Source organism: Halosegnis rubeus, assembly GCF_009184545.1.
Taxonomy (GTDB): Archaea; Halobacteriota; Halobacteria; order Halobacteriales; family Haloarculaceae; genus Halosegnis; species Halosegnis rubeus.
This window is the reverse complement of record NZ_QJOW01000004.1, coordinates 262,347-288,412: the sequence shown is the minus strand read 5'-3', so window position 1 is coordinate 288,412 and position 26,066 is coordinate 262,347. Positions and strand designations below refer to the sequence as shown.

Here is a 26,066-nt window from a genome sequence, read left to right as displayed (position 1 = left end):
TTTGTCAGACTGTACCACGGTCGTCGAGCAGCGCCGGGAGGTCGGCAAGTCCATCGAGCACGTAGTCGGGCGCGACGGGGGCATCCTCTACCGCCACGTGGTCGGTACGGCCCGAGAGGACGAGTACCGTCGCCATGCCGGCGCGCTCGCCGAGCGCGATGTCGGTATCGAGACTGTCGCCGACGATACAGCAGCGCTCGGGGCGTGCCAGTCGGTCGGCGATGAGTTCCACCATCACGCCCGACGGTTTTCCGAGCACGCGGTCGGGTTCCCGCTCTGCGACCCCGGCGACGGCACGGGTGATTGCGCCCGACCCCGGGTACTCACGACCGTCGTCGTCGGGGTAGGTCAGGTCGCGGTCCGTCCCGTAGAAGGCGGTCTCGTCGTCGAGCGCCCACAGCCCGTGGGTGAGGTCCTCGTAGTCGAACTGATAACAGTGGGAGGTGACGAGCACGTCAGCCCGCTGGGGGTCAGCCGTGGTGGTGACGCCCGCGTCGTCGAGCTGTGTGAACAGCCCGTCCGAGCCGATAGCGAATACGGCGTCGGCGGCGTGGCGGTCAGCCAGAAACTCCGCCGTCACGGTCCCGGCCGAGAGAATCTCTGACGCCGTCGCCTCGACGCCGAGGTCGGCGAGGCGGTCGACGTACCCCGCCGGACTTCGGGTCGGGTTGTTCGTCACGAACAGCAGGTCGTACCCGCGTTCGCGCAGCGTCTCGATAGCTTCGCGTGCTCCGGCCAGCAGTTCGTCGCCGAGATACACCGTTCCGTCGAGGTCGACGACGACGGCGTCGATATCCATACCGACGCTACGCGGGGGAGTGTAAAAAACGGCTCAGACCAGCCCGCGCACCGCGACGGCCGCGAGCGGAGGAACCGCGAGCGCCGACGCGAGCGCGATGTAGATGAGCGGGACAGCTGTCGCGACCGCTCCGAGCACGCCGTACCAGACGAGCAGTCCGGCCCACGCGAGCAGGACGGTCACGCCGAACTCGGAGCCGAGGACGACCGCCTCCCGAACCGACGACGCCGTCCCCCCGAGCAGTGCGCCACCGACGACGAGACCAAGTGGATGCACGTACGTCGCGACCAGTCCGACGGCGAAGGCGACGACCATCGCCTGCGTCGCGCGTTCGGTGTCGCGAAACCGGGCGAGCGCGTCGGGCGTCAGGTAGCTCATGCGTCCCCCTCCTCGTCGAACATGATGACGATTGGCCCGCTCGATTCGGTCGGAATCGGGTGGTAGCCGCCGTTGGCCCACGGGTCGAGCTGGTCGGCATAGTGTGGCGAGTACGGGTTGCCCGACTGGCCGCCGGGGATGACGCCGTACGCCTCACTGCCCGAGACGACCATTCGCCACGACGACCCCGCATCGCCCGTCACCCGGAAGTTCGACACCGTGAACGGGCCGCCGTTGGTCGGCACTTCGGGGTATTCGAGAAACGCGAGCGGGAATCGGTGGTCTAGGTCGACGACGTTGTAGTCGCCGTAGACCCGCCACCCTTCCTCCTCGGCGCGTTCGACGGCCCGCTCAAACGCGGTCGCGTAGCCGTCGGCGCGCGTCTCGCGCGCGGGCGTGGTCGCGTTGTCGAACCACTCGCTGTCCGCCGGGAGATTCTGAAGCGTCGTGTGGTGCGGGTAGTAGCTCGAATCGAGTCCCTCGGCCGCGAACTCGTCGCCGAACACGACCCCGCGCACCTCCTCACGGAACAGCGCGTACAGCAGCGCGGCCCGGGAGTCACGATTCATCCGGGCGTCCCACCCCACCAGTCGGTCTGCCTCGGTCCGCACGTCGGCCGACATCTCGCTGCGAGCATCGAGTATCGGCTCCTGATATCGGGCCGCCGCCAGCGACCGGGTGTCGCGCTGGAGGTCCTGCATGAACGCGGCGGTCACCGGTCTGTCGCTCTCGACCCGCGATTCGAGCCGCTCGTAGATGCGCGCGCCCCGGTACGGGTCGGCGAATCGCTCGCTGTAGGAGACATAAAAGCCCGGCTCGTCGGTCGTGCGCTGGTTCGCGGTCGCGAGCACGTCCGGATTATCGACGTGGGGCACGTCCTCGAAGGGGACGAAGCCGCCGGCGTCCCAGTCGGTCTGACCGTACGGCGTCCAGCCGCGCCAGTTCCCTTCACCTGCGGTCGCGTTGAACGGGAGTTCACCGGAGACGCGCTCGCCGTCGGTGTACCGGTAGGGGTACTTGCCGGTCGTGCGGAACAGCGTTCCGCCGTCGCGGTCGGCTGCGACGATGTTCTGGGTCGGGGTGTCGAAGGTCCGGAGCGCCTCGCTCACGGCAGCGAGGTCCTCAGCGTGGTTGAGGTCGTGTATCGCCTGCCCCTCGCGGGTCCCGGTCAGCCCGAGCCACGAGACGGCCACCTCCTGGCCGCCGCGCTCGAGCAGCGGTCCCTTCACCGTCTTGCGTATCTCTACCCCGGCGTCCGGGCCGTTCGCCACCTCGATGGTCTCCGTCTCCGTCTGCACCTCTCGCGTCTCGCCGTCGTAGACGTAGGTGTCGTCCGTCGGTCGCTCGAAGGTGTAGAGGTCAGTCTGGTCTGCCCCGACGTTGGTGAAGCCCCACGAGACGCTTTCGGTCCGTCCGATGACGACGAACGGCAGCCCCGGAAACGCCACGCCCCGGGTGTTCATCTCCGGCGATTCGAGGTGCATCTCGTACCAGACGGGCGGCACTGTCAGGGACAGATGCGGGTCGTTCGCGACGATTGGCGCACCGTCTGCGGTGTGCTCACCGGAGACGACCCACGAGTTCGACCCGATGCCGAGCGAGCGCTCGTACGTCGAGTAACGGTCGTACAGCCCGGCGAAATCGCCGGTCGTGCCCTGTGTCCCAGCCTGCCGTGACGCGCTCGGCCGTGCACTCGCCGGTGTCACGTCACCGCCCTGTGAGCGACCCACGACCGTGGAGTCGTGGTCGAGCTGTTCGGGATAGAGTTCGCTCACCGCCCCCGGGTCGAAGCTGTCGGCGACCGTCGCGCGCTCGAGGTCGCGGAAGTCGCCGGTGAGCTGCCACGCGATGAGTTTGCCGACGAGCAGCGAGTCGACGGGCGTCCACTCGTCGGGCGCGTAGTCGTTCGCCTGGAACTCCGTCGGCAGCGGCTCCGTGTCGATGTAGTGGTTGACGCCGGCGGTGTAGGCGCGAGTCGCGTCGCCGGCTTCGGTGTCTCTCGTCGCGTTCCACGAGGCCTCGGCCGCACCCGCGAAGTCCATCTTCCGGTAGAAGCGGTCGCTCTCGACGGTGGATTCGCCGGCGATTTCGGCCGTCTCACCCCGCATCAGCCGGCGCTGGAGGTCCATCTGGAACAGGCGGTCGCGCGCCTGCACGTAGCCGACGGCGTAGTAGAGCGCCGTCTCGTTGTCGGCCTCGATGTGCGGAACGCCCTCGCGGTCGTAGCGCACGGTCGCCTCACCGTACGGTGACTCGACGCTCGTCGGGCCGGTGAGCGCGCGGTCGGCCGTCGCGCCGATGCTCCGGTCGTTCGCGTCGGTGGCCGCGGTCCACGCGTCGCCGCTACCGGGCGCGGCGAGCGAGACGAAGCCGCCGGCACCGACGGCCCCCGAGACGAGAAGTGCGAGCGCGAGTATCGCGACGGCCGCGCTGCGTCTGTCGTTCATACCTACCGCCGGCGCGCTCGATAAAAAAGTGTATCTCTCGTCAGGAGTTGCCGAATCGCTCGTTGAAGCGGTTGACGTCCTCGTCCGTCCCGGCGATGATGAGTTGGTCGCCATGGCTGACGCGGTAGTCCGGTCCCACCTCGGTCTGGGGCTCCTCGTCGCCGTCGCGTCTGACAGCGACGACCGTACAGCCCGTCTCGTCGCGCACCGACGCCTCGGCGAGGGTCTGTCCGACCAGCCCCGGGGCCTCGGTCCGGACGATGTCCACCTGCGTCGTCATCGAGAGTACTTCCTCGTCGAGGACGGTGCCCGCCGTCATCCGGCCGGAGATGGACGCCAGCGAGAGGGCGTAGTCGGCACCCGCTCGATACAGCTTCTTCACGCTCTCGCGCTGTTGTGCCCGGACGATAATCTCGACGTCCGGCGCGAGGTCGCGACAGACCAGCGTGGCGAACTCGGCGACGGTGTCGTCGGCGATGGCGAGCACGACCGTCCGCGCCTCCTCGATACCGGCCCTGCGTAGGGTCTCCGCTTCGGTGCCGTCTCCCACGATATCGACCCCGTCGATGTCCCGTTTGTCCACCGTCGTGTGGTCGTGGCCCGCCTCGGTCAGCATCCGACAGACCGCTCTGCCGACGCCGCCGTAGCCGACGACGAGCGTCTTCCCTGATTCGTGACGGCGCACGTCTGTCCGTGTGCGCTCGCGCAACATCTCGATTTGGTCGTCGCGACCGCTCACGAGCAGGATGGTTCCGCTGGTGATGGTCGCCGCCGGGTCGGGCGGGCTCTGGAACTCGCCGTCGAACCAGAGACCGATGACGTTGACGCCGGTCTCCTCACGCAGGCGGCTCTCCGCCAGCGAGGAACCGACGAGTTGGCTCCCCCGCCGCACCGACAGCTCGACGATATCGAAGTTCTCGCCCAACTCGACCGGTTCGTCGAGGTCCGTGGAGACGGCGGTCGTCACCTTCCGGGCGAAACTCTCCCCGAGCAGCGTCCGAGGCGACAACACCTCGTCTGCGCCCGCGAGTTCGTGATACCGGGTGTGGTCGAGTTTCTCCGCGACGGTGACGACGCGCACGTCGGCGGCCAGTTCTTTCGCCGTCAGGACGATGCTGGTGTCCACCTCGTCGGAGATGTCAGCGACGATGGCGCGCGCCTCGATGATGTTCGCCGCGAGCAGCCCGTCGACCGTGTCGGGCGAGGCGTGAACAACCGTGTAGCCGTCTTCGTACCGGTCGAGCGCGGCGTTACGGTCCGGCTCCGCGATGACGGTGTCGACGCCGCGCGACTCCAACTCCTCGATGAGCGTCTCGGCCCGCTCGCTGAAGCCGCAGACGACGACGTGGTCCGTGAGGTCGGTGCTCGTCGGGACGGTCGTCGACAGCTCTTCTTCCAGCAGCGGGAACGCGAGCGCCGGCAACGCGAGGAAGATCAAGACGACGCCGGTCAGGTCCATCACGATGACGAACAGCGTCATCACCCGGGAGTTCCACCCCGCGTCCGAGCCGTATCCCGTCGTCGTGAACGTCTCCACGACGACCTGCAGCGACTCCAACAGCGTCCGAGGGCGGTTGTCGAAGGCCGTCATCCCGTAGTCGTACAACAGCGTGAACACGAGGATAGCGACGACGATACCGCCGACGAACTTCGCTGTCTGTCGCCGCCAGGTGGTCATATCTGAGAGTCGGGAGAGCCGACCTAAAACCCTGTCTGACTCACCGGTCCCACAGCCGGGTCGCCGTGTAACAGACCCACGCGTTGAACAGCGTCGAGCCGACGAACTCCGGCACCGCCAACCCCGGCAGCGTCGCCTGCAACTGTGTCGCCCAGACTACCCAGAAGCCGAGGTGGGCGAGCGCGCTCGCAATCGTCGCGACTCCGCGCCGGCGCGCACCGACGAGCAGATCGCCGACGCCGTACACCGTCGGCGTCGTCATGAAGGCGAGATACGCGGTGATGGCCGCCGGCGCGTGCAGCGGCTGGTCGGAGGGGAACAGCCCGACGCCGGCGACGCCGACCATCGCAATCACGAACGGGACGACTGCGACCCGGTGGGCGAGGTGGTCTGCGGTTCGCCACAGCGCGGGCACGAACCCGAGCGCAATCACGCCCGTCGCGGTGAGCCCGTAGTTGAAAATCGGTCGCGCGACCCCGGCCGAGACGCCTAAATCTGAGAGCGCGTTGTCAGCCCACGAGAACCACGACGCCGTCCCGACCGCGGTGAGGATGGCGAGAAACGAGACGAGGACGCCGACCACGCCGACCGCGACCGACCGCTGTGTCGTGTTCATACCCCTTCGTTTCGCCCGCTGGACAAAAATCCGCCTCTCACTCCGGCGGCCGCTCGTCTCCGTGGTCGTGGCCTCCCCTGTCGTCCGGCGTGTCCGAGTCGACTTCGCCCGACGTGTCGGAATCGATTCGTTGCACGGCCGACTCGACGGTGTCGCGTCGCGCTCGCAGTGCGGCTTGGAGCCGTGCCTCGAGCGTCTCGCGCAGGTCACTCGCCCGCCTGGCGTCGATGTCGGGTGCACTCGGCGCGCTCCAGCCGTGCGTGCCGGCGGTGTCGACGACCACGGACGCGAGGTCGCGCCGGCGCTGGAAAATCGTCGCCTGTTCGGCTATCGTCTGGGTGCGGTAGAACGGTACGACCTGCGTCCGACGGCTCCAGAACCCGGCGCGTGCGACGAAGTGGTCCTCCTCGACCGCGTAGCCGAGATTCGCCCACCGGAGATGTGCGGCCACCGGAACGAGGACGAGTCCGGCAAGCAGTGTGGCCGTCGGCACCGGCGACGTGAACTCGACGAGCCGAACGGCGGCCGTCGCGACTCCCGTGACCACGAGCACGGCGAGCGCGTACCGGACGGCGTACCGGGTCCGCGCGCGCTTCGGCGGACGGTCGAAGGTCGGGTCGCCGAACGCCTCGACCTCCTGTGCCAGCGCGTAGGCGTGGTCGCGCTCGGCGAGCGGAACCGCGGACTGCGAGCCGGCCGAGTCACCGGACGGCGAGTAGCCGGCCGTCTCGATTGCGACCGACGCGTAGCCGAGCCGGCGCGCGAGCATGTTCTCGGTCAAGACGACCGACTGTACCTTATCCAGCGGAATCGTCCCGCTGTACTCTTTTGCCAGCCCGCGACGGTAGCCGAGTTCGTCGCCCTCCCGATGGAGTTCGAAGCCGTAGTAGCTCACGACGGCCTGCACCATCGAGGCGGCGAGCGCGAGGACGGCGAGTCCGGCCAACAGGAATGGGGCGACCCGAAAGAGGTCAAACAGCGGCGTCGCTTCTGAGACCGACGGCAGGACGACCGGGAGCGTGACGGCGACGAACGAAAGCAGCCGGAGGTCGAGTCCGACCACACCCAACAGCAGCAGCTCCCGCGTGGTAATCGAGAACAGCGCCTCGCGCTCGCGGGCTGTCTGTTCCGTGGCTCCGTCCTCAGTTTCGCCGCGTTTCCGCCGGCTGAGTGCGGCACGAAGCTCGTCTGCGGTGTCGGCGTCCAGATACTGGAGGGTCGCCTCCGTCTCGCCGCCACCGGCCGTCTCGATGGCGAGTTCGGCGATACCGAGCGCGCGCTGGACGACGTTTCGCGTCACGTCGACGTTCTGGATGCGGTGGTAGGGAATCTCGCGGCTCCGACGGGAGAACACCCCAGAGTACACGTCGAAGGTGTCAGCCGTGAGCTCATACGAGAACCGGCGGACGTACGCCACCTGATACGCGAGCGTCGCGAGCAGGACGACGCCGAACAGCCCGACGAGGAGGGGAAGTCGCTGGGTGCCGGCCGAGACGGTCCCGACGACGAGCAGCCACCCGAACCGCGACAGCGAGACGCCGACCCGGTACGGAACCGAAAGTGGGTCGAGCTTAGACGGCATCCTCCCCCTCGGCGGCGATGGCCAGCCGCTTGAGCCGCTGTTGGAGGCGGTCGGCGCGCTCGGGGGTCAGCCCCGGAATGGTCACGTCCGCCCCGCGCGAGCCGGCGGTGTAGACGACGACCGACGACAGCCCGAGCGCGCGTTCGAGCGGACCGCGCGACACGTCGACGTGCTGGACGCGCACGAACGGCACGACCGTGTGGACGTATGTGAGGACGCCACGCGAGAGGTGCAGCGAGTCCGCCTCGACGGCGTACCACCAGGCCCGGTAGCGGGCCAGCGTGTACACGACCCCGAGGACTGCGGCGACGAGGAACGTCACGCCCGCCGGACGCAGTATCCGCTCGACGGTCGCGAAGCCGACCGCGCCGGCGATACCCGCGAGGACGACGGCTCCGACGAGCGACCCGACGCCCCAGACGATGCGCACGCCCGAATCGAGCGTCTGTCGGTCGGGAGTCTCAGTGGTCATACGTCTGCCACCACGCCCGGGTACAAATCACACCCGATGGATGCGCCCGGCGGTCACGTCCGTCCGGGGGGCGTAGTAGAAGAACGGCTCCGACTCCGGCTCCTCGAACCCGTTGACCCGAAACAGGTCGTTCTCGCGAACCTCCACCTCGGCCTCGGTCAGCGGCCACGGCGGGTGGTCGATGTCGCCGTAGAACAGCTGTCCCCGCCCCTCCGTGTAGAAGCGGTAACGCTCCGTGAGGAAGTGCGGGAGACTCCCCTTCTCGGCGTCGAGTCGCGCGCCGGCCGGCTCGTAGGTGGCATCGAACGCCGCCGGCTCGCCGTCGCCGACGCGTCGCGACCGGAAGTTCACCGCCTGGCCGTCGTGGCCCACGTCGATGTCTGCTCGGTAGTACGGCAGTTGGAACAGTCCCCGCGCGACGTGGACGCCGAGTCGGTCGTCGGCGTCCAGATTGTAGAAGTAAATCCCCGGCTCGCCCTCGGCGTCGCGCACGTACGTGCGGAGATTCAACTCGCCGAAGGAGAGCCCGAACGGAACTCCGCGTGGGCTGATATCGTCCATCACGAATGGAACGACGCCGAGATACGCCTTCCCGTCGTGGGTGTCGACGGACAGCCCCTCGGGGAGCGTCTCCTGGATGCGCTCCGGTGGCATTTCCCAGTGTGCAAACAGCGCGTCCCGCCACACCATCGACAGCACCGCCGGACCCGCGAAGTTGCGACTGTCGGTGCTCATACCAACCCGTAGGGCTGGGAGCCTCTTGTGCGTGACGCCGGCTCAGGCGTGGCCCGACACCTCGACGGCCCCGTACGGCTCCTCCAGCCACTCCACGTCGGAGTCGGAGAGGTCGATATCGAGGGCTTCGACGGCCGACTCCAGGTGCTCAATCGAGGAGGCACCGACGATGGGTGCCGTGACGGCCTCCTTTCCGAGCACCCACGCGAGGGCGATCTGTGCCATCTCGGCGTCGTACTCGTCGGCGAGTTCCTCGACGCGCTCGTTCACCTCCTTCCCCCCGTTGTCCGGGTATGGGTGTTCGAGCGCGTAGTCGTCGGTCTCGGCCCGGGTCGTCGACATGTACTCCTCGTGCGGGCGGGTGAGGAAGCCGCGCGCCAGCGGCGACCACGGGATGACGCCCATCCCCTCCTGCTGGCAGTAGGGGAGCATCTCGCGTTCCTCCTCGCGGTAGGCTAGGCTGTAGTGGTTCTGCATCGTCGCGAACCGGTCGTACCCTTCCCGCTCGGCGACGGCGTGGGCCGTCGCGAGCTGGTGGGCCCACATCGAGGAGGCCCCGAAGTGGCGAATCTTCCCGCGGCGGACGGCGTCATCGAGCGCGGCGAGCGTCGTCTCGATTGGCGTGTCGTCGTCCCACCGGTGGGTCTGATACAGGTCGATGGTGTCCATGCCGAGTCGGTCGAGCGAGGCGTCGAGTTCCTGCTCGATGGCCTTCCGGGACAGCCCGCCGGAGTTGGGGTCGTCGTCGCGCATCTGGAAGTAGGTCTTCGTCGCGACCACCTGCGCGTCGCGGTCGTAGCCGGCGAGCGCGTCCCCGAGGATGCGCTCGCTCTCGCCGCGTGAGTACATGTTCGCGGTGTCGAAGAAGTTTATTCCCAAATCCACGGCCCGCTCCACGAGGTCGTGGCCGAACGCCTCTCCTTGGACCCACTCGCGCCAGTCCGGGTCGCCGAAGCTCATGCAGCCGAGACAGATACGCGACACCTCGATGCCCGTGTCCCCGAGCGTGGTGTACTCCATGCGCGAGAGACTCACGGCCGGGACAAAAATCTATGTCGCCACACTCCTTGCAGCGGTCGCGTACGCCAACCGCACGGAACAGACGACGAGGAAGAACACAGTGGGCGGTGAGCCGTAGCTACTCCGGGCGCGCCATCGAGAGCCGGTCGCGCGTCAGGGCGTACTCAGAGCCGGCGAGCCGACCGAGCGCGTCGAGCTTCGTCGTGTCGAGCTTGCCGTCGGTCGTCAGTTCGTCGTCCACGCGGACGTGCTGTACCTCGCCGAGCACGAGCGTCGAGACGCCCCGCTCGACCGTCTCGACGACGGTGCACTCGAAGACGATGGGTGAGGCGGCGACGGATGGTGCGTCGATGGTCTCACACTCTCGTTTGTCCAGGCCGGCGTGGTCGAACTCGTCGACCCCGTGGCTGGTGCTCGTCGCGTTCATGGCCTCGGCGAGGTCGGCCGTGACGACGCTGTGGGCGAACACGCCCGTCTCGACGGCGTTGCGCGCGGTGTCCTTCCGGGCCGCGGCCGTGCCGGCCGAGAACGCGAGCGTCGGGGGCTTCGGCGTCGCAACGTTGAAAAACGAGTACGGCGCGAGGTTGTCACCCTCTTTCCCCCGCGTCGAAATCCACCCGATTGGTCGGGGGACGACTGCACCAGCGAGTGTTCGGTACAGCGAGTCACCCTCCGCGACTTCGATCTCCATACCTCGTCCTCGCGGGCGGGTGAGAAAAGTCCGGGTCGTTCGCCGGCGTCAGAACAGGCCGAGATTGACGGCGTAGCTCCACTCCACGCCGCCGAGGACGAGGAACGCGAGCGCCGCACCGGTCCCGTACATGTTCTTCAGGAAGGCGGTCATCTCGTTTTGCTGTTCTTCGGGGTCGTCCTGTGCCCAGAAGTCGTGCATCGTCACGGCAGACACGAGCAGGAAGACGGCGAGGGCACCCGCCGCGACGACGGGATAAACGCCGGCCACGATACCCAGTCCACCGAGCACGAGCATCACGCCGGAGGCGACGACCGAGAAGCGCGGCGCGGGAAGTCCCTTGAACTCCGCGTACCCCGTCATCGTCTCGAGGTCCATGAAGTGGTTCAGTCCCATGAACGCGAGCGTCCCGCCGAAGACGATTCGCGCGAGCAGGAGAATCTCGCCCGCACCCGACTGGGCGAGGAGGTCGGCCTGCAGGGTGGTCAGACTCATCGGTACATCACCGTCGAAGCGTTGTCAGATTGCATCACTACCCCGTACTACGCTCGGGTATATACCTATTTGCGAACCCCGGTGTCACCGCATTACACGCGTGTTATCTGGTGGGTCGTGGACTATCTCTCCCCGCTATTTGCTGCCCGTACACCGTTCGTGAACTACCCTCCCCTACTCGCTCACGGCTGACGCCGTTCGCTCCTTGAGGGTGGGGCTTCCTGCTTCCACGACGCGCTTTGCAGATACAGGTGTATCCACAGGGAGCGCAGTCTCCACAGGCGTTAATTCGGAGCGTCCCGCTCCTAACCGCTTTGTGATACCGCGAGAACGAATGTTCCACGCCGCGTTCGCGTCTCTATCCGCCTCGAACCTACATGTCTGGGTAGTCGCCCCGTCGTGTGTCGCCCCGAGGGCTTTTGTTGACCCCCTCCCGCTGTCTGGTGTGCACCGCCGTGTCCGGTTTCTCATCGGCGTGCTCCTCGGCGGCGGTGCCCTCGGCGGATATCTCTGGTACGTCGGTCCGACCGCGGTGGTCAGCCGGTTGTCTGCGGTCCCCCGCTGGGCCGTCGCCGTCGTCGCCGTGCTGATTCTTGCCGAAGCCGCCGTCGACGGCATCGGCGTGTGGGCCTCGGTCCGTCCGCTGAACGGCGGGCTTTCGCGACGGCGAAGCGTCCAGTTCGCCTTCGCCGCCGACTTCTTCGACGTGTTCAGCCCGGCGGGACCGGTAAGTTCCGAGCCGATCATGGCGCAGTTCTTCGCCGTCGCGACGGAGACCGACTACAGCGAGGCGCTGGGCGTGCGCAGCGTCGCCAAGTACGCCAAGTCCGCCGCTCAGCTCCTCCTTTCGGTGGTGCTCGTAACGGTGTTGCTCGCCGGAGGCACCGCCCCGCGGTCGCTGCTCGTCACGCTCGCCGGTGCCGCCGTCGCGCTCTCACTCCTCGGTGTCGCGCTCGTCCTCGCGCGTGACCTACTTGCCCGTGTTGTCGTGTCCGCGCTCACGCCCGTCGTCGCGGCGCTTTCGGGACTCCTCGGCACCGAACAGTACGGCCGGGAACGCGTCTCGACCGCGGTCGCTCGCTTCCGCGGCCGTGCCGCGGCGTTCCGGGACGCGCCCGGTCTCGTCGCGCTCATCGCGGCTGGTGGACTCCTCGAACAGTGTCTCACGGCGAGTGCGCTGTGGGTCGCGCTCTCGGCGGCCGAACCCGGGGTCGCGCTCATCACCATCGTCGCGTTGATTCCGCTCCCGCAGGCCGCGAGCGTCGTCCCCATCCCCGGGAGCATCGGCGCGTACGACCTCCTGCTGGTCGGTGCGCTCGTCGCCACGACTGGTGTCCCGGCCGCGAGTGCCACCGCAGGCGTGCTCGTCGTCCGGACCTTCGAACTCGGTGTTTCACTCGGCTGTGGTGGGAGCGCCGTGGCGTTTCTCCGTGCACGCCGCTCGTAGCTCACTCGCGTCTGCGAACCCACTCCTCCAGCGTGAACTCCTCGTAGGGGGTTTGACTCGCGAGCTCCCACGCGTCTCGGTCCCACTCGTGAAAGTACACGTCGCCGTCGTACGCACCAGGGATTCGGCTGAGCAGCATCCGGTCTACGACCGGCTGAAACAGTTCGTAGATGGCGGCACCACCGATGACGTACGCGCGGTCGTGAGCCGTCGCCTCAAGCATGTCGAGCGTCGCATCGACGCCCGAGGCGTGGCGTGCCGAGTCGACGCTGTAGTCGGATTCGGAGCGACTGAGCACGATCTGGACGGTGCCCGGCAGGTCGTCGCGCATCGAGTCGAACGTCCGCCGGCCGAGCACCACCGGCCAGTCGGCGATTCGCTCGCGGTACTGGCGTTTGTCGGCCGGAATGCTCGGCCACGGTAGCTCGCCGTCCTTGCCGAGGACGCGGTTGCCCGCAATCGCGGCGACTGAGATGAGCTCCACGTCGGCACCTGGGACGGTCGAAGTATAGGAATACTGGCTCATTCCACCGGCAGGTCGGCGAGCACGACCTCGGTGCCGTCGTCCTCGAACCGGAGCCGCCCGTCGAGTGACTCGGCGACGTAGGAGACGACCCACAGTCCGAGCCCGCGGCTGTGGTCGAGTTGAGAGATGCTCAGTCCCCCTGCGATAACCGCCTGCTCGCGTTTCGGCACGCCGTCGCCCGAGTCAGAGACCGCGATATCGACGGTGGTCTCGTCCAACGTCGCCCGCACGGTGACGGGGCTCTCGACGCGCGCAACACCGCTTTCCCGGCGTCGTTCGCCCACGTCACTCGCCACTCCTCGTTGACCGCGACGAGACCGTCGCTCATCCGCCCGACGGCGCGCGTCTCGGTCCCGCCTCCCAACTCGACCAGCGCCCGCACGCGAGCCACCGGCTCCTCAACGGTCGTCCCGGGCGTGACCGCATCCGCACGCGGGCCGAGCAAACCGGCCAGCGCCGCCGGCTCGGCCACGTACAGCGTGGGCAGCGTCGATTCGACGCGGTCGGTGTCGCTGTTGTCGACGGGTACGACCGCACAGTCGTAGCCGCCGTCGACGCTGTCGCCCGTGAGGGCGGCCGTCTCCTCGACGGTGACGCCGTCGGCCGCCGCGAGCCGGTCGACGAGCGAGTAGTCCACCTGTTCGGGGACTGCGAGCCGTACCCCACCGCGGCGTCCGTCCATTATCTCGCCCGACGAGACCAGGGGTGAAAGGCGTAGTGCTCGCCAGCGGTCGCGTGCAGTCACGAACGGCTTTACCGCGGGACCGACAACGGGGGGTATGACCGAGGAGACGGACGCGTGGTTCGCGGGGGTCGATGTCGGTGACACCGACGCCGCGAGCGAGCGGGTCCGAACGGGAAGCGCCGCGCGGCCGACCGAGTGGCCGACGCTGGCCGTCGAGCAGGGCGTCGCCACCGACGAGGAGGCGTACTACGACCGTCTCCACGAGGTGACGATGGCGGCGACCGAGACGGCCGTCCGCGAGGGGGAACGGGCCGGCGACCGACAGCTCATCCACGCGGTTCGGGGCATGGACGACTGCGACCGCACGGCGAACGAACTGGCAGAGCGCGTCCAGGAGTGGGCCGGGTCGCTGTTTCCCGACGCAGGCACGGGCATCGAGGGCGCACGCGACATCGCCGAGCGCGACCCGACGGACCCGACCGAGCGCCGGGTGGTCGCGTTGGCCGACCGGGTGGCCGGGCTCGCGGACGAGGCCGAGGACCTCCGCGAGTATATCCAACAGACCGCTCCGTCCGTCGCGCCGAACCTCGCGCGACTCGCGGGACCGGTGCTCGCGGCGCGGCTCATCGCGCTCGCCGGCGGCCTGGAGTCGCTGGCGAAGAAGCCGGCCGGCACGATACAGGTGCTCGGGGCCGAAGACGCGCTGTTCGCTCATCTCCGCGGGCGTGCGCCTTCGCCCAAACACGGCGTCATCTTCACCCACGAGTACGTGCGCGGGACGCGACAGGCAGACCGCGGGAGCGCGGCACGCGCGCTGTCGGGCAAACTCGCCATCGCCGCCCGCGGCGACCACTACCGCGGGGAGTTCAACCCCGAAATAGAGACCCAACTGGAAGACCGGATGGCGACGATTCGAGCGCGGGCCGAGGAGGAAACCGATGAGTGAGCTTCCCGACGGCGTCGAGCGCCGACAGTTCGACGGGGAGTCGCGGCTGGCAACGCGGGGTGAGCCGGTGTACGGCGAGCCGGCCGACGGCGAGTGGCGGGCGTGGGACGCCCGGCGCTCCAAGCTCGGCGCGATGTTGGAAACGGGAATGGAAACCGGGCTCGTCGGCGGCGGGACGGTGTTGTATCTCGGCGCGGCCGCGGGGACGACCGTCTCACACGTCGCCGACTTCGCCGGGCCGACCTACGCCGTCGAGTTCGCGCCCCGACCGACGCGGGACTTACTCGACGCTGCGGAGCCGCGCGACCGACTGTTCCCCCTGTTGAAAGACGCGCGCAAGCCGGAGACGTACGCCCACGTCGTCGAACCGGTCGACGTTATCGTGCAGGACGTGGCGACGCGCGGGCAGGCGAAGGTGGCGAACGCGAACGCACAGTTCCTCGACGGCGAGGGGCGACTGCTCGCGGCCATCAAAGCGCGTTCGGAGGACGTTGTCGCCGACCCGAGCGAGGTGTTCGAACGAGAACTCGCGACGCTGCGGGACTCGTACGAAGTGCTCGAAACCAGGCGGCTGGAGCCGTTCCACGATTCGCACCTCGGCGTCGTCGCGCGGCCCAGGTAAGCGAGCGGAACCACTTTATCCGCGGGGGGCAGATTTTCGGGCGATGGAACTGGGGTCGGCGGACGCATTCGACCGGATGGGCACCCTCGGTGTCGAGGAGGAGTTCTTCGTCGTCGACGAGGACGGACGCCCCACCGCCGGTACCGACACGCTCGTCTACGGTGCCGACCCGCCCGCGACGCTGGAGGGAAAACTCGACCACGAACTGTTCAAATCGGTCATCGAGATACAGACGCCCCGATGTGAGTCACTCGCGGAGGCGCGCGAACAGGTGCGAGAGGTCCGGGCCGCGCTCGTCGCCCACGCCGAGAGCCACGACTACCAGATCGCCGCCGCCGGCCTACATCCACTGGCGAAGTGGCGGGAACTCGAACACGCCTCGAAGCCGCGCTATCGCGCCCAACTCGACCGGATTCAGTATCCACAACACCGGAACACGACGGCCGGACTTCACGTCCACGTCGGGGTCGACGACGCCGACAAGGCGACGTGGATCGCAAACGAGATCCGGTGGGCGCTGCCCGTGATGTTGGCGCTCTCCGCGAACTCGCCGTTCTGGAACGGCTTCGACACGGGACTCGCGTCCGCCCGGGCGAAGATATTCGAGAACCTCCCGAACACGGGGATGCCGACGATGTTCCGCGATTTCGAGGCGTACGCCGACTTCGAGCGCACGATGGTGGAGACGGGGAGCATCAACGACCGCGGGGAGTTATGGTACGACGTGCGGCCGCACTCGGGCCACGGCACCGTGGAGGTGCGAACGCCGGACGGCCAGTCCGACACCGAGCGCGTCCTCGCGTTCGTGGAGTACACGAAGGCGCTGGTCGAGGACCTCGCGGCCCGCTACGAGGACGGCGAGTCGGGGTATCGCCACCGGCGTGAGCCGTTAGACGAGAACAAGTGGCGTGCGCTTCGCCACGGCCACGACGCCGAGCTGCTGGACCGTGAGTTCGAGCGGTCGGTCCCGCTCGGCGAACTCGTCGACAGAGAGGCCGAGCGACTGGGCGTCACCGGCATCAGGCAACTGTACGGCGCCGAGTCGGGCGCGAGCCAGCAGCGTCGACTCCGCGAGGAGAACCTCGACGAGTTGTGTGCGTCGCTGACCCTGTGAGGAGCGCGGGTGAGCGTGGCGTTTTTTCCTCCGAGACCCCTCAACATCGACCGAACGATGAGTTCGGACAACTCCGATACGGGTGGGGAGCCCCGGCAACGACTGGCGGCAACAGAGGGACTCGACGACCGCATCCTCGACTTGCTCGCGTGGGTGCTGGACACGGAGACGCGGGCGCGCATCTACGTGTACCTCCGGACGAACGCACCCGCGACGAGCGAGGAAATCGCCGAGGGGACGGGGCTGTATCCGAGTACGGTCCGCGAGTCACTCGCCGCGCTCCACCAGGAGGAAATTGTGCTGCGAGAAAAGCGATCCGCGGCGGGGGCCGGTAACAACCCCTATGAGTACGAGACGATTGCGCCCAGCGAACTCGTCGCTGACATCGTCGACGACGTGCAGGCGGAGCTGAACACGGTGTTCGAACTCGACGCCGTGCTCGGTGACGACGGCCGCGAGCGCCGCGGGGACGGACCCGTCTCCATTTCCGTCAGCGACGACGACTGACGGGAGCCGAGCGGAACGGCTTTACCGGGGGGCGCTCTGAACCGGATATGCAGGTCGCGCTCGGGGGAACGTTCGACCCGGTCCACGACGGCCACCGCGCACTCTTTGCTCGCGCCTTCGAGCTTGGCGACGTGACCGTCGGGCTGACGAGCGACTCGCTCGCACCGAAGACGCGCAACGAAGAGCGGTACGTCCGCCCGTTCGACGAGCGTAAGGCCGACCTCGCCGCCGCGCTTTCTACCCTCGCGAGCGAACACGACCGCGAGTTCGAGATTCGCGAACTCACGGAGCCGACCGGTATCGCCACCGAACCCGGCTTCGACGTGCTCATCGTCTCCCCCGAAACGGAAGACGGCGGCGAGACGATCAACGAGATTCGCCGCGAGAAAGGGCTCGAACCCCTCGAAATCGAGGTCGTCGACCACGTCACCGCGGACGACGGCGGTATCATCTCCTCGACGCGCATCGTCAACGGTGAAATCGATGTACACGGCAACCTCACGCCCGACCGCGACGGGCGCGAGGCGGCCCGCCAGTAGCTACCAACTCGGCGGCTCCAGTCCCGCAGACTCCATCAGCGACTTCCAGCGCTGTTGGACCGAGAGCCGCGAGACGCCGACGGCGTCGGCCACGTCGCCCTGCGACCGGCGTTCGCCGGTGGCGAGCGTCGCGACGTAGAGCGCTGCTGCGAGCGCCGGCTGTTTCGACCGGTCGCCGTCCGGCACCGTCGACAAGAAGAGGTCAGCTGCCCGCGAGCGCGTCTCGCTCGGCAGGTCGAGTCGGTCGCAGGCGCGCTCGAGGTCGGCGAGCCACGCCTCGTTGTCGACCTCGTCGCTCGCGCGGTACATGCTCACGTCTCGAGCGGCGACCCGCTTCAATCCTCGCACCCGTCAAAGTGGAGACTGATGCCGTCGATACAATCGTACGGGCCGAACTCGATGCGCCGCGTTCCAGTTTCTGTAACCGCGTATCGCTCCCGCTCGTTGCCGTCACAGGTCTGTAGCTCCGCGATGAGCGCGGGGGCCGGAAGCTCGTCAACGGTGAGTTCAACGACGGCGTACGCCCCGTCGTCTGGTGGCGTCCCGCGTCGCTCGATTCGGAGCGGAACCACGCTCGCGTGGGCGCAGTTCGGAGTCGGCGTCGGGTCGGGGTGGTCGTAGAGACAGCCACCCGTGGCCGCGACCGCCGCCGCTGTCGTCGCCAGCACCGAACGTCGGGAGGGCATATCGGTGTCTGTGTGACCATCGACAAGTGTCTTCGGGGCTACTGCTTTCTCTTTCGCGCCCCGAGTCGTCACATGGCCGGACGCGTCACGCAGATCTGGACGACAGCCGAAGAGAGCGCGCCGATGGAACCCGTCGAGGGAATCGAGGCAGTCGACGGTGGACTGGCCGGCGACCGGTATCAACGTGGAACGGGCTACTACTCCCCGTTCGACGTGTGTGAGGTAACCTTCGTCGCGGGCGAGGCGCTCGACCGTATCCGCGAGGAAGCCGGTCTCGACCTCTCGGACGGCCAACACCGCCGAAACGTCGTCACCCGCGGCGTGGATCTCGGTGACCTGCTGGCGGCGCGCTTTCGCGTCGGCCAGGCGGTGTTCGAGGGGACGCGCCCGCGCCCGCCGTGTCGCCACGTCGAGGAGGTCGCCGAGCTCGACGGGCTGATGGACGCGCTCCGCGAGCGCGGGGGCATCTGTGCGGACGTGGTCGAACCGGGACCGTTCCGCGTCGGCGACGGCGTCGAGTATCTCGAAGACACCTCCTTCGACGGGGAGGGGTTGGCGGCGGCGATTCGCGACCGCGAGTCACAACGTTAGCTTCTTGGTTCGCGTCGGCGGATTTCGGAATGCGCGTGGGTAGCCAAGCTAGGCCAACGGCGCAGCGCTTAGGACGCTGTCCCGTAGGGGTCCGCCGGTTCAAATCCGGTCCCGCGCACTACGATCCTCACGCAGTCCCGTGGTTTTGCTTGTGCATACAAGCATGACAGCCAAGGAAAACGAACGCTGTGCCATTCAAATCGACCCCTTGCGCAGCATCAAAACGAGGAGACCCTGCTCGACGAGGCGAGTGACACGGCGCGAGACGGTCGGACGCGACATATCGCATTCCTCGCTGAGTTCCTTCGCAGACATTCGGTCGGTCTTCGTCGCCACGAGGATGTCGCGGGCGTACTCGTCGTCGAGCGTAGCGAAGATGTCCGACGGGTCGGCCTCCTCAGTCACACGTCCATACTCACGACAGGAGCATCATATAGCCCCCCGATTTTCTGACTCAGAACGCCGGCTCGCCGTTATATCGTCTCTGCCTCCGTACTGATAGCTGAAGGTGCAATAACTATGTCCACACTCGACTCCGGCATGAATCAGCTCGAGAGCAGAGTCGGCGGCCTGACCGTCGGCGGGAAAGTTCACAGTCTCAGTGCGTGGTTTGTGCTCGCGCTCCGTCTCATGATGGGCTACGCGTTCGCGTACTCCGGGTTCACAAAGATCACCGGCGAGTTCGCCGCCGGCGGCTACTTGTCGAACGTCGCCGCGACGAACGGCAACCCGCTCGCGGGCATGTTCGCATGGATGGGGAGCACGCCGTGGTTCGTCGAGTTCGCGAACGTCGCCGTCCCGTGGGGCGAGCTGTTCATCGGCCTCGGCCTGCTCGTCGGCGCGTTCGTTCGCCTCGCGGCGTTCTTCGGCGCGCTCATGATGCTCATGTTCTACTTCGGCAACTGGGACATGGGCCACGGGTTCATCAACGGGGACTTCGCGTATATGCTCGTGTTCCTCGCGGTCGCCGCGTTCGCTGCGGGCCGCATCCTGGGCCTCGACCAGTACATCGAGAACTACGACGTCGGCGGTGAGACGCTCGTCGAGCGTTACCCCGCCCTCGAATACATCCTCGGGTGAACCGGCGGTTTGTTGTTATTTTCCGTTAACATTCTCGGGTTTGTTGTTGCGTTCTGGTAACTACGAGTTCACGTGATGGGTTCCTCGCCCAGTCGGGAAACAAACTTCTGGATACCGCTCCGTATCAACCATTGCCTATGCGTGGGAAGCATCGCATTACGGCGAGGAGGATGTCACAGCCGATTCTGAACCGGTCAAGATCGAGGTACACCGAGTTGGACGCCCGACCCATCTTGTACCATCTGCCGGAGGCACCGAGCACCGAATAATAAATGTTTGGTACCGAATACCAGATACCGGGGAAGGTTCCTTCACCGGTCCAGCCGTTCCTGAATCCCGAACCAGTGGGTGACGGTACCGGCAGCGTCGGGAATCGGCACGAGAGACACGCGGTTCCGGAATTGCTCGCCGTCGCGCCGGTAGTTCCACAGGTCGACGGTGGCCGGTTCCCACGTCCGGAGTGCCTCGTGGAGTCGCGTCACCGAGTCGGATTCGGTGTCCGGTCCCTGGAGGAACCGGGGATTCTCCCCGACGAGCCAATCGAGGTCGTGGCCAGAGAGGTCACGGAAGTACCGGTTCGCGTAGATGATTGGATTGTCCTCGTAGGCGGCCCCCGACAACACCACGCCGAAGCGGGCGTCTTCGAGCACCCGCGCCTTCCAGAGCAGTCGCCGCTCACGGTCGAGAAGTTCGTCCGTCGGGACGGGGACCGCGTCGGGGTCGAACGATTCGTACGGTTCGACCGACCCCACGTATTCCGCCGCGCCGGCGGCGAAGGCCGCCGGCTCGCTGGTGAGTAGCTCACGGAGCGCCGTTCGGTCGACCATCACCACGAATTGGTGGGCGACGAGAAAGGGATTGCCGATGTCGTCAGCTCTCGCCGGGGGGTGAGAGCGTGCGACCGAACTCGTCGAACTCCTCCAGCGAGTCGGGATACTCACTGGGCAGGGCGCGCTGCTCCCGGTTGTCGGTGAGGGGACCGACCTCCTCGGCGACGGGCTCCCAGCCGGGCTTGATCTTCACGCTCTTTGCCGGCGTGCCGGTGGCGATGTGGTGGGCGGACACGTCACCGAGCGTCGTCGAACCGGAGCCGACCATCGCGTTCTCGCCGATACGACAGCCGGCCGTTATCATGGCCCCGTAGCCGAGTCGCACGTCGTCGGCCAAAATCGTCTCGTAGTTCGTCACGTCCGTCTGGTCGACGGTGTCGTGGTTGTGGGTGTGGATGTGCGCCTCGTCGGCGACGGAGACGCGGTCGCCGATAGTGAGTTTGCCGCGGTCGTCGAGCAACACGTTGTTGTGGATGACGGCGTTGTCGCCCATCTCGATGTTGTGGCCGCACTGAATCTTGATACCGCCGAAGAGTCGGAGACCGTCGCCGGCCTCGGCAAAGAGGTGGTCGGCGAGTACTTGCCGAAAGGGGAGAGCGAACGCGAGGTTGTTCGCCAGCGGCGACTGATCGAAGCCGTTCCAGAGATAACGGAGACACTTCGCCTCCTGGAGCGCCGACAGCTCCTGTTCTGCCCAGCGTTCCGTCTCGATGAGCGCGTGTTCGGGGTTGTAGCTCTCGACGCGCATTCGCGTCATCGGCGGGAGCGACTCGCCGGAGCGATACCGCTCGTACGTCTCCGTGTCGTCGTACAAGTCGGCGAGAATCTCTCCGACGGCCGCGGCGGTGTCCCCCTCAGAGAGCCGTCGGTCGACGTACTCGACGGTTTCGTCGATTGTCGCCTGCACCGCGGGCGGCACCTCGACGTGTCGCTTCGTCATGCGACGTTACCTCCTACGGTCGCTACGGCGTCAGTTCGTGACCCAGTCCAGCCCACTATTCGGACATACGCTTTCATATACTCTGCTATGGGTAATATCCGATAAGTGCTTTGGCAATAATCCTTTGATATGTATTAATTTGTGGCCACTATATGAGTGAACGTCTAGTTAATCTCAGGCTGTGCTGGCACACATCTCCCGAGCGCTCCGGTGGGAGACACCGTGGGTAGCAGGTGACTGGCTCGTACAGTTGGGTGTCGGAGGGGTTTTACCGCGTCGTGAACGAACAGTAGGTGGACGGCACGGTTGGACAGCCACCTTTCAGCCTACGTGGTTTCCACGTGGGTGTGCCGCTGTCTCTCCTACCCCGTCTTTCCCAACACCGACGAGCGGTGCAGTCGTTCGCCTAACTCCACGCGTATGTGACGGTAATACACACCCACTCACGGCAGTAGCTACCGTGGCACGTGAGGAACTACCGCCGACCCGACGCCGGGACGAGAGCTAGTGGAGACGGACACAACAACGCATTCGAGTGCTGGTGTTCGGGCGCGGAACAGCAATCTCCCTATCGTGAGTCGACACACGCACCGGCAGTCTCAACTGCCGTCTCGGTGACTCGGACCTGCCCGTCGTACAACAGACAATCGTCGGCGTTCCACGCGAGCGACCCCGTTCAGTCGTCGCCCGCGACCGTGAGTTCGTGGCGACCGCTCGCGCCGACGACGACCTCGAATGCGCGAGAGACGCCGGAGTCAATTCGGTCCATCTCGTTCTCGTAGGATTCGCCGTCCGGTCCGGTGACGGTCACCCGTGCGTCCACCGGGGCGTCGGTCTCGTTGCTGACCGTGAGATCGAGCCGTCCGGGGTCTCCGTTCGCGGAACAGCCCGCGAGCGCGGACGCGAGCGCCGCGCCTCCGAGGAGGAGTGTGCGTCTTGTCGAGCCACCGGTAATGTGTGTTGACAACGTGATCACTCAGTAGCTCCAGTATCGGCTCACGCGGGACGCAATTTCGGGGTGTGTCTCGCGAAGGGTCTCGGGGTCGCGCTCGCCGTCGACGTTGATGACGTGGATCTCACCGCGGTCGCCGCCGTAGCGGTCTTGGAAGTCGTAGACGCAGCCGGCAAGAGTTACGTCGTCGGGGACGTGCGGGCTGTCCGAAAGTGCCGAGATCTGCGCGTCGACGTTGTACTCGACGAGTCGGTCGATGGCCGCCGCGCGGTCGAGATCGTGGGGGAGTAGTTCGACACCGTCCGCCAGTCGAGGAGCGAGCAGGTCGATGCAGTGTTCGATTCCCGGCGGCTCGGTCATGTCACCCGTGAGGGCGTCGTACGTCGCGGTGACGGCCCCACAGCCGGTGTGTCCGAGGACGACGGCGGTCTTCGTGTCGGTGTGGACGAGCGGGTAGAGTACGTCACCCGAGACGACGGTCGCGTCGTCGCGGACCTGTACGACGCGATTCCCGATGTTGCCGACGGTGAAGACCTCCCCCGGCTGGTCAGTGCCGAAGGCATCGGCCTGGAGCACGCGCGAGTCGGAACAACAGACGGTGACGGCGTCCGGCTGTTGGCCCTCCTGTAGGTGGTCGAAGGAGTCGGAGAGCCGTTTCGCGTGGTCGCGGTTCCCAGCGAGTAGCGAGGCGAGCGTATCCATACGGGCGCTACGACAGGGGTGTAGTTGGCTCTGCAAGAATCAGTAATATTAGCCGCCGAATTCCGCGGCCAGCGCATCGAGACCGGGGTGAAACTCGGTCGTATGGGGAGCAGTAAGCGGGGAGACAGACACTTTTCCGTCGACGACGGTACGGCGGTCAGTCCCCTCCGGGTCGGGGATGTCGCCGTCTGCCATGCGCTTCCAGATGCGGTCTTTGATGTGGATGGTGTCGCCGTCGCGTTCGGCGTCCATGTCGTAGGTGTGACTCGGGCGTGTGACGACCATCTCGGCGGGGGCCTGCTCCGCGACCGGGCAGTTCACGTTGAGGTAATCGGCGTGTTCGAAGACGCCCGAGTCGAGACCGTTGGCGACGAGGTACTCGGTCGTGTTGGCGGCGAGCGCGTAGGCGCTCGCGGGCGTCTCGGTCTCCGCGAAGACGAAGTCCTCCGAGAGAGGGACGTACAGCGAGACGGCAATCGCGGGCACGTCGAAGAAGGCTGCCTCCACGGCCGCAGAGACCGTGCCCGAGCGCCCGAGCACGTACTCGCCGAGGTTCGCGCCGCGATTACAGCCGGAGACGACGATGTCCGGGTCAATGCCGAGTGCGCCAAGCGCCGCGACCACGCAGTCGGTCGGCGTCCCGTCGACGGCGTAGCCGTACTCGTGGGTCTGGATATCGACCTCGTGGTTGAGCGCACGCCCGACAGCAGACTGATCATCGACGGGGGCGACGGCCGTGACGGTCACGTCGTCCATCGCGTCAAGCGTCCGATACAGGACCCCGAGTCCGGCCGCGTCGATGCCGTCGTCGTTCGTGAGGAGTACGTCCATGCCGGTCGTTCGGGGCCGAACGGAAAAGGGTACCCGACTATCCGGCGCGGTCGACGACCGTCTCGTCGTCGACGACCAGGTTGTACGACTCCTCGTCGTCGTTCCACAACAGGAGCGCGTTCTCGAAGACGAGCGGGTCGCCGTAGTCGGCGCGAGAGAGGTCGGTGTTCAGCATCGACTCCCGCGTGAGGACGGCGTAGTGGTCCGTCGACTCCGAGCCGTCGCTCACCTTGTAGAGCGGGTTGCCGCCGTCGCTCAGGTCGTGTGAGAGTTTGAGCGCGACACAGTCGACGCGGTTGGAGACGTGAGATTCGCTGTCGCTGAAGCGCGCGAACCGTCCCGTATCGAGCGCGATATCCACCATCCGTTCGTCGTCGTGGCGGACCACGGAGAAGGCGTACTGAACGTCGGCGTTGACGAACTCGCCCTCTCGGCCGGCCGCGGCGTCGAGCGCCTGCTGGAACGCCGGCACGTCGAGGTCCGGGCGCACGTCGAAGCTCCAGCCGCGGTCGGTCGGGCGGGCGTTCTCCCAGAGTCTGACCTGCGGGCCCCAGACGCTGTAGCCGTCGCGTTCGAGCGCGCGTTCGGTCTGGCGCAGTCCGATGGCGGTCTCGCGGTCGGCCGGCGCAATGCCGACGAGCGAGCCGTCGGGCGCGACCGACTCCATGTACCGACCGGCGACGGCATCCGGGTCGGAAAGCTCTGAGAGCACGTTCGCGAACAGGAGGATATCGAACTCACCTTCCGGAGAGAACTCCTCGGCTGTCTCGCGGTGGAGGGTCGGCTCGAAGCCGGTGTGCGTCTCCTCGGCGAAGCGCTCGAAGACGTCGGCCGCGGCGGACGGCTCGACGGCCTGGTACTCGACGAGCGCGTCCTCAGGAAGGAGGTCGTGAACGCCGAGCATCGGACCACCGACGCCAGCGCCCACATCGAGGATGCGGAGCCGCGTCGAGAACAGGTCGGCCTCGGCGAGCCGCGAGAGCACGTACTGGACGACCGCGTAGTTATCGGGGAGGTGATACAGCGCGTACGCGAGTGCGGTTTCGCGGTCGTACTCGACGGGACTCCCGGCGAAGTACTCCGCTTTCATGCCGCGAATCGTCTCCCGTAGCGAGTCGCCGCTCTCGCCGTCGGGCCAACCGCGACCGTACGCCTCCACGAGTAGCTCTTCGAGGACGGTCCCGTACTCGAACGGGAACGAGTCGACGCCGGCGAAGGTGGCCGAAATCGGTTGCTCCTCGACGGGAACGAAGGTGCCGTCGTCGCGCTCGCGAATCCCGAGTTCGACGGTCGATTCGCGGAGAATCTGACGGATGACTGCCGGATGTGGTTGGCCGTCGACGTACTCCCAGATCTCCTCGGGGTCGATGGGGCGCACCTCACGGAGATACCGGGCGTTGTCCCGGACGGACTGGCGTTTGTCGGTCATTCTGCCTCCTCCGAGAACAGGTCAGCGAGCGAGTCGGGATCGGAGGCGACGCGCTCGGCCGCGGCAGCGATTGCTTCGGCTCCGTCGAACCGGCGTTGAATCTCGGCGTAGACGGTCGGGTCGCCGGTCGTGACGGCGTCTGAGAGGTCCGAGAGCGGTCCGGAAATCGGGGTGTGAAACGGCTCTGGCACCTCGTCGCCAGCGAGCGCGAAGGCGAGGACGGCGGCGTGAGTCTTCGCCTGTACCGTCTCCATCGCCTCGTCGTGTTCGCTCGCGGTCGTCTCGTAGATGTCGTTGCCCGCAGCCGTGAGCACGTCGAGGGCTGCCGTCGTCCGGTCATCGGGTGCGTCCTCGACGACGGCAATGGTGCCGGGCTCGTTGTCGGGCGCGAACAGCGGGTGCGTCGAGACGCGCGCCGCATCGGGGAAGGCGTCGCGCAACGCGGCGAGCGTATCGCGCATCTCGCCGGTCACGTCGATGACGGCGTCGGCGCGGCCGGCGTGTTCGCGGGCCGCCGGCTCGATCGCTGACATCGGGACGGCGAAGGCGACGAGGTCGTACGAGCCGCCGGTGTCAGTGTCGAGTCCGAGGTCGGCGGCGACGGCGGCGGCGCGGTCGGTGTCGGTGTCGGTGACGGCGACGGTGTGTGTCGCGGCGAGTCGCTCCGCGAGCCACCGACCCATCGCCCCGGCTCCGACGACGAGAACGTTCATACACGCGGTTGCG

Annotated in this window: 32 protein-coding genes, 1 tRNA gene and 1 pseudogene; 9 read left to right on the top strand and 25 right to left on the bottom strand. The window is 67.0% G+C overall.

The window, feature by feature from the left end; all coding sequences use genetic code 11:
• Positions 1–4 precede the first annotated feature (4 nt).
• The 12 genes and pseudogenes from DMP03_RS11235 to DMP03_RS11180 all read right to left on the bottom strand — a co-directional run.
• On the bottom strand, positions 5–799 hold the full coding sequence (locus DMP03_RS11235; protein WP_152120750.1) for an HAD-IIA family hydrolase: 795 nt from the start codon (positions 797–799) through the stop codon (positions 5–7).
• 33 nt (positions 800–832) lie between these two features.
• Positions 833–1,177 carry a hypothetical protein gene (locus DMP03_RS11230; protein ID WP_152120749.1) on the bottom strand — a complete coding sequence of 115 codons (345 nt, stop codon included), beginning with the start codon at positions 1,175–1,177 and terminating at the stop codon, positions 833–835.
• Entirely contained in the window at positions 1,174–3,624 is a 2,451-nt protein-coding gene (locus DMP03_RS11225; protein WP_152120748.1) for a penicillin acylase family protein, read from the bottom strand. The genes DMP03_RS11230 and DMP03_RS11225 overlap by 4 nt, the downstream gene beginning before the upstream one ends.
• A gap of 40 nt (positions 3,625–3,664) precedes the next feature.
• Complete coding sequence (locus DMP03_RS11220; protein ID WP_152120747.1) at positions 3,665–5,302, bottom strand: potassium channel family protein; 1,638 nt, start codon at positions 5,300–5,302, stop codon at positions 3,665–3,667.
• Positions 5,303–5,342: 40 nt separating this feature from the next.
• A complete protein-coding gene (locus DMP03_RS11215) occupies positions 5,343–5,918 on the bottom strand; it encodes a DUF998 domain-containing protein (protein WP_152120746.1) in 576 nt (191 codons plus the stop codon).
• A 37-nt stretch (positions 5,919–5,955) separates the two neighbouring features.
• On the bottom strand, positions 5,956–7,500 hold the full coding sequence (locus DMP03_RS11210; RefSeq protein ID WP_152120745.1) for a PH domain-containing protein: 1,545 nt from the start codon (positions 7,498–7,500) through the stop codon (positions 5,956–5,958).
• A complete protein-coding gene (locus DMP03_RS11205) occupies positions 7,490–7,972 on the bottom strand; it encodes a PH domain-containing protein (protein WP_152120744.1) in 483 nt (160 codons plus the stop codon). The genes DMP03_RS11210 and DMP03_RS11205 overlap by 11 nt, the downstream gene beginning before the upstream one ends.
• 27 nt (positions 7,973–7,999) lie before the next feature.
• Positions 8,000–8,707, bottom strand: a complete 708-nt coding sequence (locus tag DMP03_RS11200) for a YqjF family protein (protein ID WP_152120743.1) — start codon at positions 8,705–8,707, stop codon at positions 8,000–8,002.
• Positions 8,708–8,749: 42 nt separating this feature from the next.
• Positions 8,750–9,727 (bottom strand): aldo/keto reductase, encoded by a 978-nt coding sequence (locus DMP03_RS11195; RefSeq protein WP_152120742.1) that lies wholly within the window; start codon positions 9,725–9,727, stop codon positions 8,750–8,752.
• A 118-nt stretch (positions 9,728–9,845) separates the two neighbouring features.
• The gene (locus DMP03_RS11190) at positions 9,846–10,418 is read right to left on the bottom strand and encodes a flavin reductase family protein (protein ID WP_152120741.1); all 573 of its coding nucleotides are present in this window, start codon (positions 10,416–10,418) and stop codon (positions 9,846–9,848) included.
• 48 nt (positions 10,419–10,466) lie between these two features.
• Positions 10,467–10,913: a DoxX family protein gene (locus DMP03_RS11185; RefSeq protein WP_152120740.1), complete on the bottom strand. Its 447-nt coding sequence runs from the start codon at positions 10,911–10,913 to the stop codon at positions 10,467–10,469.
• A gap of 174 nt (positions 10,914–11,087) precedes the next feature.
• Positions 11,088–11,291, bottom strand: a pseudogene (locus tag DMP03_RS11180) (RNA-guided endonuclease TnpB family protein); the annotation flags it as partial.
• A gap of 67 nt (positions 11,292–11,358) precedes the next feature.
• On the opposite strand from DMP03_RS11180, the gene DMP03_RS11175 reads away from it, so the two are divergent.
• The gene (locus DMP03_RS11175) at positions 11,359–12,360 is read left to right on the top strand and encodes a lysylphosphatidylglycerol synthase domain-containing protein (protein ID WP_152120739.1); all 1,002 of its coding nucleotides are present in this window, start codon (positions 11,359–11,361) and stop codon (positions 12,358–12,360) included.
• A 1-nt stretch (position 12,361) separates the two neighbouring features.
• Here the strand turns inward: DMP03_RS11175 and DMP03_RS11170 are convergent, their stop codons facing one another.
• The 3 genes from DMP03_RS11170 to DMP03_RS14360 are packed head-to-tail and all read right to left on the bottom strand — an operon-like array spanning position 12,362 to position 13,568.
• Positions 12,362–12,844 (bottom strand): dihydrofolate reductase, encoded by a 483-nt coding sequence (locus tag DMP03_RS11170; RefSeq protein WP_152120738.1) that lies wholly within the window; start codon positions 12,842–12,844, stop codon positions 12,362–12,364.
• A 38-nt stretch (positions 12,845–12,882) separates the two neighbouring features.
• Positions 12,883–13,116 (bottom strand): ATP-binding protein, encoded by a 234-nt coding sequence (locus tag DMP03_RS14365; protein ID WP_328593021.1) that lies wholly within the window; start codon positions 13,114–13,116, stop codon positions 12,883–12,885.
• Positions 13,017–13,568: a hypothetical protein gene (locus DMP03_RS14360; protein WP_172967137.1), complete on the bottom strand. Its 552-nt coding sequence runs from the start codon at positions 13,566–13,568 to the stop codon at positions 13,017–13,019. Before DMP03_RS14360 ends, DMP03_RS14365 begins: the two co-directional genes overlap by 100 nt.
• 97 nt (positions 13,569–13,665) lie before the next feature.
• Here DMP03_RS14360 and DMP03_RS11160 point away from each other — a divergent pair, with 97 nt between their 5' ends.
• Genes DMP03_RS11160 through DMP03_RS11140 form a run of 5 tightly spaced genes read left to right on the top strand, consistent with a single transcriptional unit; the run spans position 13,666 to position 17,299 of the window.
• Positions 13,666–14,517: an NOP5/NOP56 family protein gene (locus DMP03_RS11160; protein ID WP_152120736.1), complete on the top strand. Its 852-nt coding sequence runs from the start codon at positions 13,666–13,668 to the stop codon at positions 14,515–14,517.
• Positions 14,510–15,139 (top strand): fibrillarin-like rRNA/tRNA 2'-O-methyltransferase, encoded by a 630-nt coding sequence (locus DMP03_RS11155; RefSeq protein WP_152120735.1) that lies wholly within the window; start codon positions 14,510–14,512, stop codon positions 15,137–15,139. The genes DMP03_RS11160 and DMP03_RS11155 overlap by 8 nt, the downstream gene beginning before the upstream one ends.
• Before the next feature lie 43 nt (positions 15,140–15,182).
• Entirely contained in the window at positions 15,183–16,253 is a 1,071-nt protein-coding gene (locus tag DMP03_RS11150; protein WP_152120734.1) for a glutamate--cysteine ligase, read from the top strand.
• 57 nt (positions 16,254–16,310) lie between these two features.
• Positions 16,311–16,760 carry an ArsR family transcriptional regulator gene (locus DMP03_RS11145; RefSeq protein WP_152120733.1) on the top strand — a complete coding sequence of 150 codons (450 nt, stop codon included), beginning with the start codon at positions 16,311–16,313 and terminating at the stop codon, positions 16,758–16,760.
• Positions 16,761–16,807: 47 nt separating this feature from the next.
• Positions 16,808–17,299 carry a phosphopantetheine adenylyltransferase gene (locus DMP03_RS11140; RefSeq protein WP_152120732.1) on the top strand — a complete coding sequence of 164 codons (492 nt, stop codon included), beginning with the start codon at positions 16,808–16,810 and terminating at the stop codon, positions 17,297–17,299.
• Here the strand turns inward: DMP03_RS11140 and DMP03_RS11135 are convergent, their stop codons facing one another.
• Together DMP03_RS11135 and DMP03_RS11130 are read right to left on the bottom strand one after the other, a co-directional pair.
• On the bottom strand, positions 17,300–17,608 hold the full coding sequence (locus tag DMP03_RS11135; RefSeq protein WP_152120731.1) for a transcription initiation factor IIB family protein: 309 nt from the start codon (positions 17,606–17,608) through the stop codon (positions 17,300–17,302).
• A 26-nt stretch (positions 17,609–17,634) separates the two neighbouring features.
• Positions 17,635–17,985, bottom strand: a complete 351-nt coding sequence (locus DMP03_RS11130; RefSeq protein ID WP_152120730.1) for a hypothetical protein — start codon at positions 17,983–17,985, stop codon at positions 17,635–17,637.
• 72 nt (positions 17,986–18,057) lie between these two features.
• Between DMP03_RS11130 and DMP03_RS11125 the strand changes: the two genes are divergently transcribed.
• Complete coding sequence (locus DMP03_RS11125) at positions 18,058–18,576, top strand: MOSC domain-containing protein (protein ID WP_152120729.1); 519 nt, start codon at positions 18,058–18,060, stop codon at positions 18,574–18,576.
• Positions 18,577–18,609: 33 nt separating this feature from the next.
• Positions 18,610–18,694: transfer RNA gene (locus DMP03_RS11120), tRNA-Leu, on the top strand.
• A gap of 77 nt (positions 18,695–18,771) precedes the next feature.
• On the opposite strand, the gene DMP03_RS11115 is transcribed toward DMP03_RS11120, so the two are convergent.
• Complete coding sequence (locus tag DMP03_RS11115) at positions 18,772–18,981, bottom strand: ArsR/SmtB family transcription factor (RefSeq protein WP_225870762.1); 210 nt, start codon at positions 18,979–18,981, stop codon at positions 18,772–18,774.
• Between the two features lie 114 nt (positions 18,982–19,095).
• On the opposite strand from DMP03_RS11115, the gene DMP03_RS11110 reads away from it, so the two are divergent.
• Positions 19,096–19,656, top strand: coding sequence for a DoxX family protein (locus DMP03_RS11110; protein ID WP_058365957.1), 561 nt, complete (start codon positions 19,096–19,098; stop codon positions 19,654–19,656).
• A gap of 311 nt (positions 19,657–19,967) precedes the next feature.
• Here DMP03_RS11110 and DMP03_RS11105 read toward each other — a convergent pair whose 3' ends face one another.
• From DMP03_RS11105 to DMP03_RS11075, 7 genes are all read right to left on the bottom strand, one after another.
• Positions 19,968–20,483: a PAS domain-containing protein gene (locus DMP03_RS11105; protein WP_152120728.1), complete on the bottom strand. Its 516-nt coding sequence runs from the start codon at positions 20,481–20,483 to the stop codon at positions 19,968–19,970.
• Between the two features lie 43 nt (positions 20,484–20,526).
• Entirely contained in the window at positions 20,527–21,426 is a 900-nt protein-coding gene (locus DMP03_RS11100; RefSeq protein WP_152120727.1) for an acyltransferase, read from the bottom strand.
• 676 nt (positions 21,427–22,102) lie between these two features.
• Positions 22,103–22,393, bottom strand: a complete 291-nt coding sequence (locus DMP03_RS11095; RefSeq protein WP_197739328.1) for a hypothetical protein — start codon at positions 22,391–22,393, stop codon at positions 22,103–22,105.
• Positions 22,394–22,402: 9 nt separating this feature from the next.
• On the bottom strand, positions 22,403–23,080 hold the full coding sequence (locus DMP03_RS11090) for a carbonic anhydrase (protein ID WP_152120726.1): 678 nt from the start codon (positions 23,078–23,080) through the stop codon (positions 22,403–22,405).
• 48 nt (positions 23,081–23,128) lie between these two features.
• Complete coding sequence (gene surE / locus DMP03_RS11085) at positions 23,129–23,911, bottom strand: 5'/3'-nucleotidase SurE (RefSeq protein WP_152120725.1); 783 nt, start codon at positions 23,909–23,911, stop codon at positions 23,129–23,131.
• Positions 23,912–23,948: 37 nt separating this feature from the next.
• Entirely contained in the window at positions 23,949–25,340 is a 1,392-nt protein-coding gene (locus DMP03_RS11080; protein WP_152120724.1) for a small ribosomal subunit Rsm22 family protein, read from the bottom strand.
• Entirely contained in the window at positions 25,337–26,053 is a 717-nt protein-coding gene (locus DMP03_RS11075; protein ID WP_152120723.1) for an NAD(P)-binding domain-containing protein, read from the bottom strand. Before DMP03_RS11075 ends, DMP03_RS11080 begins: the two co-directional genes overlap by 4 nt.
• Positions 26,054–26,066: the final 13 nt, after the last annotated feature.

What these genes read in the sequence shown, in the direction of transcription:
- DMP03_RS11235 (WP_152120750.1), bottom strand. Translation starts at nt 799, where the DNA reads ATGGATATCGACGCCGTCGTCGTCGACCTCGACGGAACGGTGTATCTC.
- DMP03_RS11230 (WP_152120749.1), bottom strand. Translation starts at nt 1,177, where the DNA reads ATGAGCTACCTGACGCCCGACGCGCTCGCCCGGTTTCGCGACACCGAA.
- DMP03_RS11225 (WP_152120748.1), bottom strand. Translation starts at nt 3,624, where the DNA reads ATGAACGACAGACGCAGCGCGGCCGTCGCGATACTCGCGCTCGCACTT.
- DMP03_RS11220 (WP_152120747.1), bottom strand. Translation starts at nt 5,302, where the DNA reads ATGACCACCTGGCGGCGACAGACAGCGAAGTTCGTCGGCGGTATCGTC.
- DMP03_RS11215 (WP_152120746.1), bottom strand. Translation starts at nt 5,918, where the DNA reads ATGAACACGACACAGCGGTCGGTCGCGGTCGGCGTGGTCGGCGTCCTC.
- DMP03_RS11210 (WP_152120745.1), bottom strand. Translation starts at nt 7,500, where the DNA reads ATGCCGTCTAAGCTCGACCCACTTTCGGTTCCGTACCGGGTCGGCGTC.
- DMP03_RS11205 (WP_152120744.1), bottom strand. Translation starts at nt 7,972, where the DNA reads ATGACCACTGAGACTCCCGACCGACAGACGCTCGATTCGGGCGTGCGC.
- DMP03_RS11200 (WP_152120743.1), bottom strand. Translation starts at nt 8,707, where the DNA reads ATGAGCACCGACAGTCGCAACTTCGCGGGTCCGGCGGTGCTGTCGATG.
- DMP03_RS11195 (WP_152120742.1), bottom strand. Translation starts at nt 9,727, where the DNA reads ATGGAGTACACCACGCTCGGGGACACGGGCATCGAGGTGTCGCGTATC.
- DMP03_RS11190 (WP_152120741.1), bottom strand. Translation starts at nt 10,418, where the DNA reads ATGGAGATCGAAGTCGCGGAGGGTGACTCGCTGTACCGAACACTCGCT.
- DMP03_RS11185 (WP_152120740.1), bottom strand. Translation starts at nt 10,913, where the DNA reads ATGAGTCTGACCACCCTGCAGGCCGACCTCCTCGCCCAGTCGGGTGCG.
- DMP03_RS14360 (WP_172967137.1), bottom strand. Translation starts at nt 13,568, where the DNA reads ATGGACGGACGCCGCGGTGGGGTACGGCTCGCAGTCCCCGAACAGGTG.
- DMP03_RS11160 (WP_152120736.1), top strand. Translation starts at nt 13,666, where the DNA reads ATGACCGAGGAGACGGACGCGTGGTTCGCGGGGGTCGATGTCGGTGAC.
- DMP03_RS11155 (WP_152120735.1), top strand. Translation starts at nt 14,510, where the DNA reads ATGAGTGAGCTTCCCGACGGCGTCGAGCGCCGACAGTTCGACGGGGAG.
- DMP03_RS11150 (WP_152120734.1), top strand. Translation starts at nt 15,183, where the DNA reads ATGGAACTGGGGTCGGCGGACGCATTCGACCGGATGGGCACCCTCGGT.
- DMP03_RS11145 (WP_152120733.1), top strand. Translation starts at nt 16,311, where the DNA reads ATGAGTTCGGACAACTCCGATACGGGTGGGGAGCCCCGGCAACGACTG.
- DMP03_RS11140 (WP_152120732.1), top strand. Translation starts at nt 16,808, where the DNA reads ATGCAGGTCGCGCTCGGGGGAACGTTCGACCCGGTCCACGACGGCCAC.
- DMP03_RS11135 (WP_152120731.1), bottom strand. Translation starts at nt 17,608, where the DNA reads ATGTACCGCGCGAGCGACGAGGTCGACAACGAGGCGTGGCTCGCCGAC.
- DMP03_RS11130 (WP_152120730.1), bottom strand. Translation starts at nt 17,985, where the DNA reads ATGCCCTCCCGACGTTCGGTGCTGGCGACGACAGCGGCGGCGGTCGCG.
- DMP03_RS11125 (WP_152120729.1), top strand. Translation starts at nt 18,058, where the DNA reads ATGGCCGGACGCGTCACGCAGATCTGGACGACAGCCGAAGAGAGCGCG.
- DMP03_RS11110 (WP_058365957.1), top strand. Translation starts at nt 19,096, where the DNA reads ATGTCCACACTCGACTCCGGCATGAATCAGCTCGAGAGCAGAGTCGGC.
- DMP03_RS11105 (WP_152120728.1), bottom strand. Translation starts at nt 20,483, where the DNA reads ATGGTCGACCGAACGGCGCTCCGTGAGCTACTCACCAGCGAGCCGGCG.
- DMP03_RS11100 (WP_152120727.1), bottom strand. Translation starts at nt 21,426, where the DNA reads ATGACGAAGCGACACGTCGAGGTGCCGCCCGCGGTGCAGGCGACAATC.
- DMP03_RS11090 (WP_152120726.1), bottom strand. Translation starts at nt 23,080, where the DNA reads ATGGATACGCTCGCCTCGCTACTCGCTGGGAACCGCGACCACGCGAAA.
- surE (WP_152120725.1), bottom strand. Translation starts at nt 23,911, where the DNA reads ATGGACGTACTCCTCACGAACGACGACGGCATCGACGCGGCCGGACTC.
- DMP03_RS11080 (WP_152120724.1), bottom strand. Translation starts at nt 25,340, where the DNA reads ATGACCGACAAACGCCAGTCCGTCCGGGACAACGCCCGGTATCTCCGT.
- DMP03_RS11075 (WP_152120723.1), bottom strand. Translation starts at nt 26,053, where the DNA reads ATGAACGTTCTCGTCGTCGGAGCCGGGGCGATGGGTCGGTGGCTCGCG.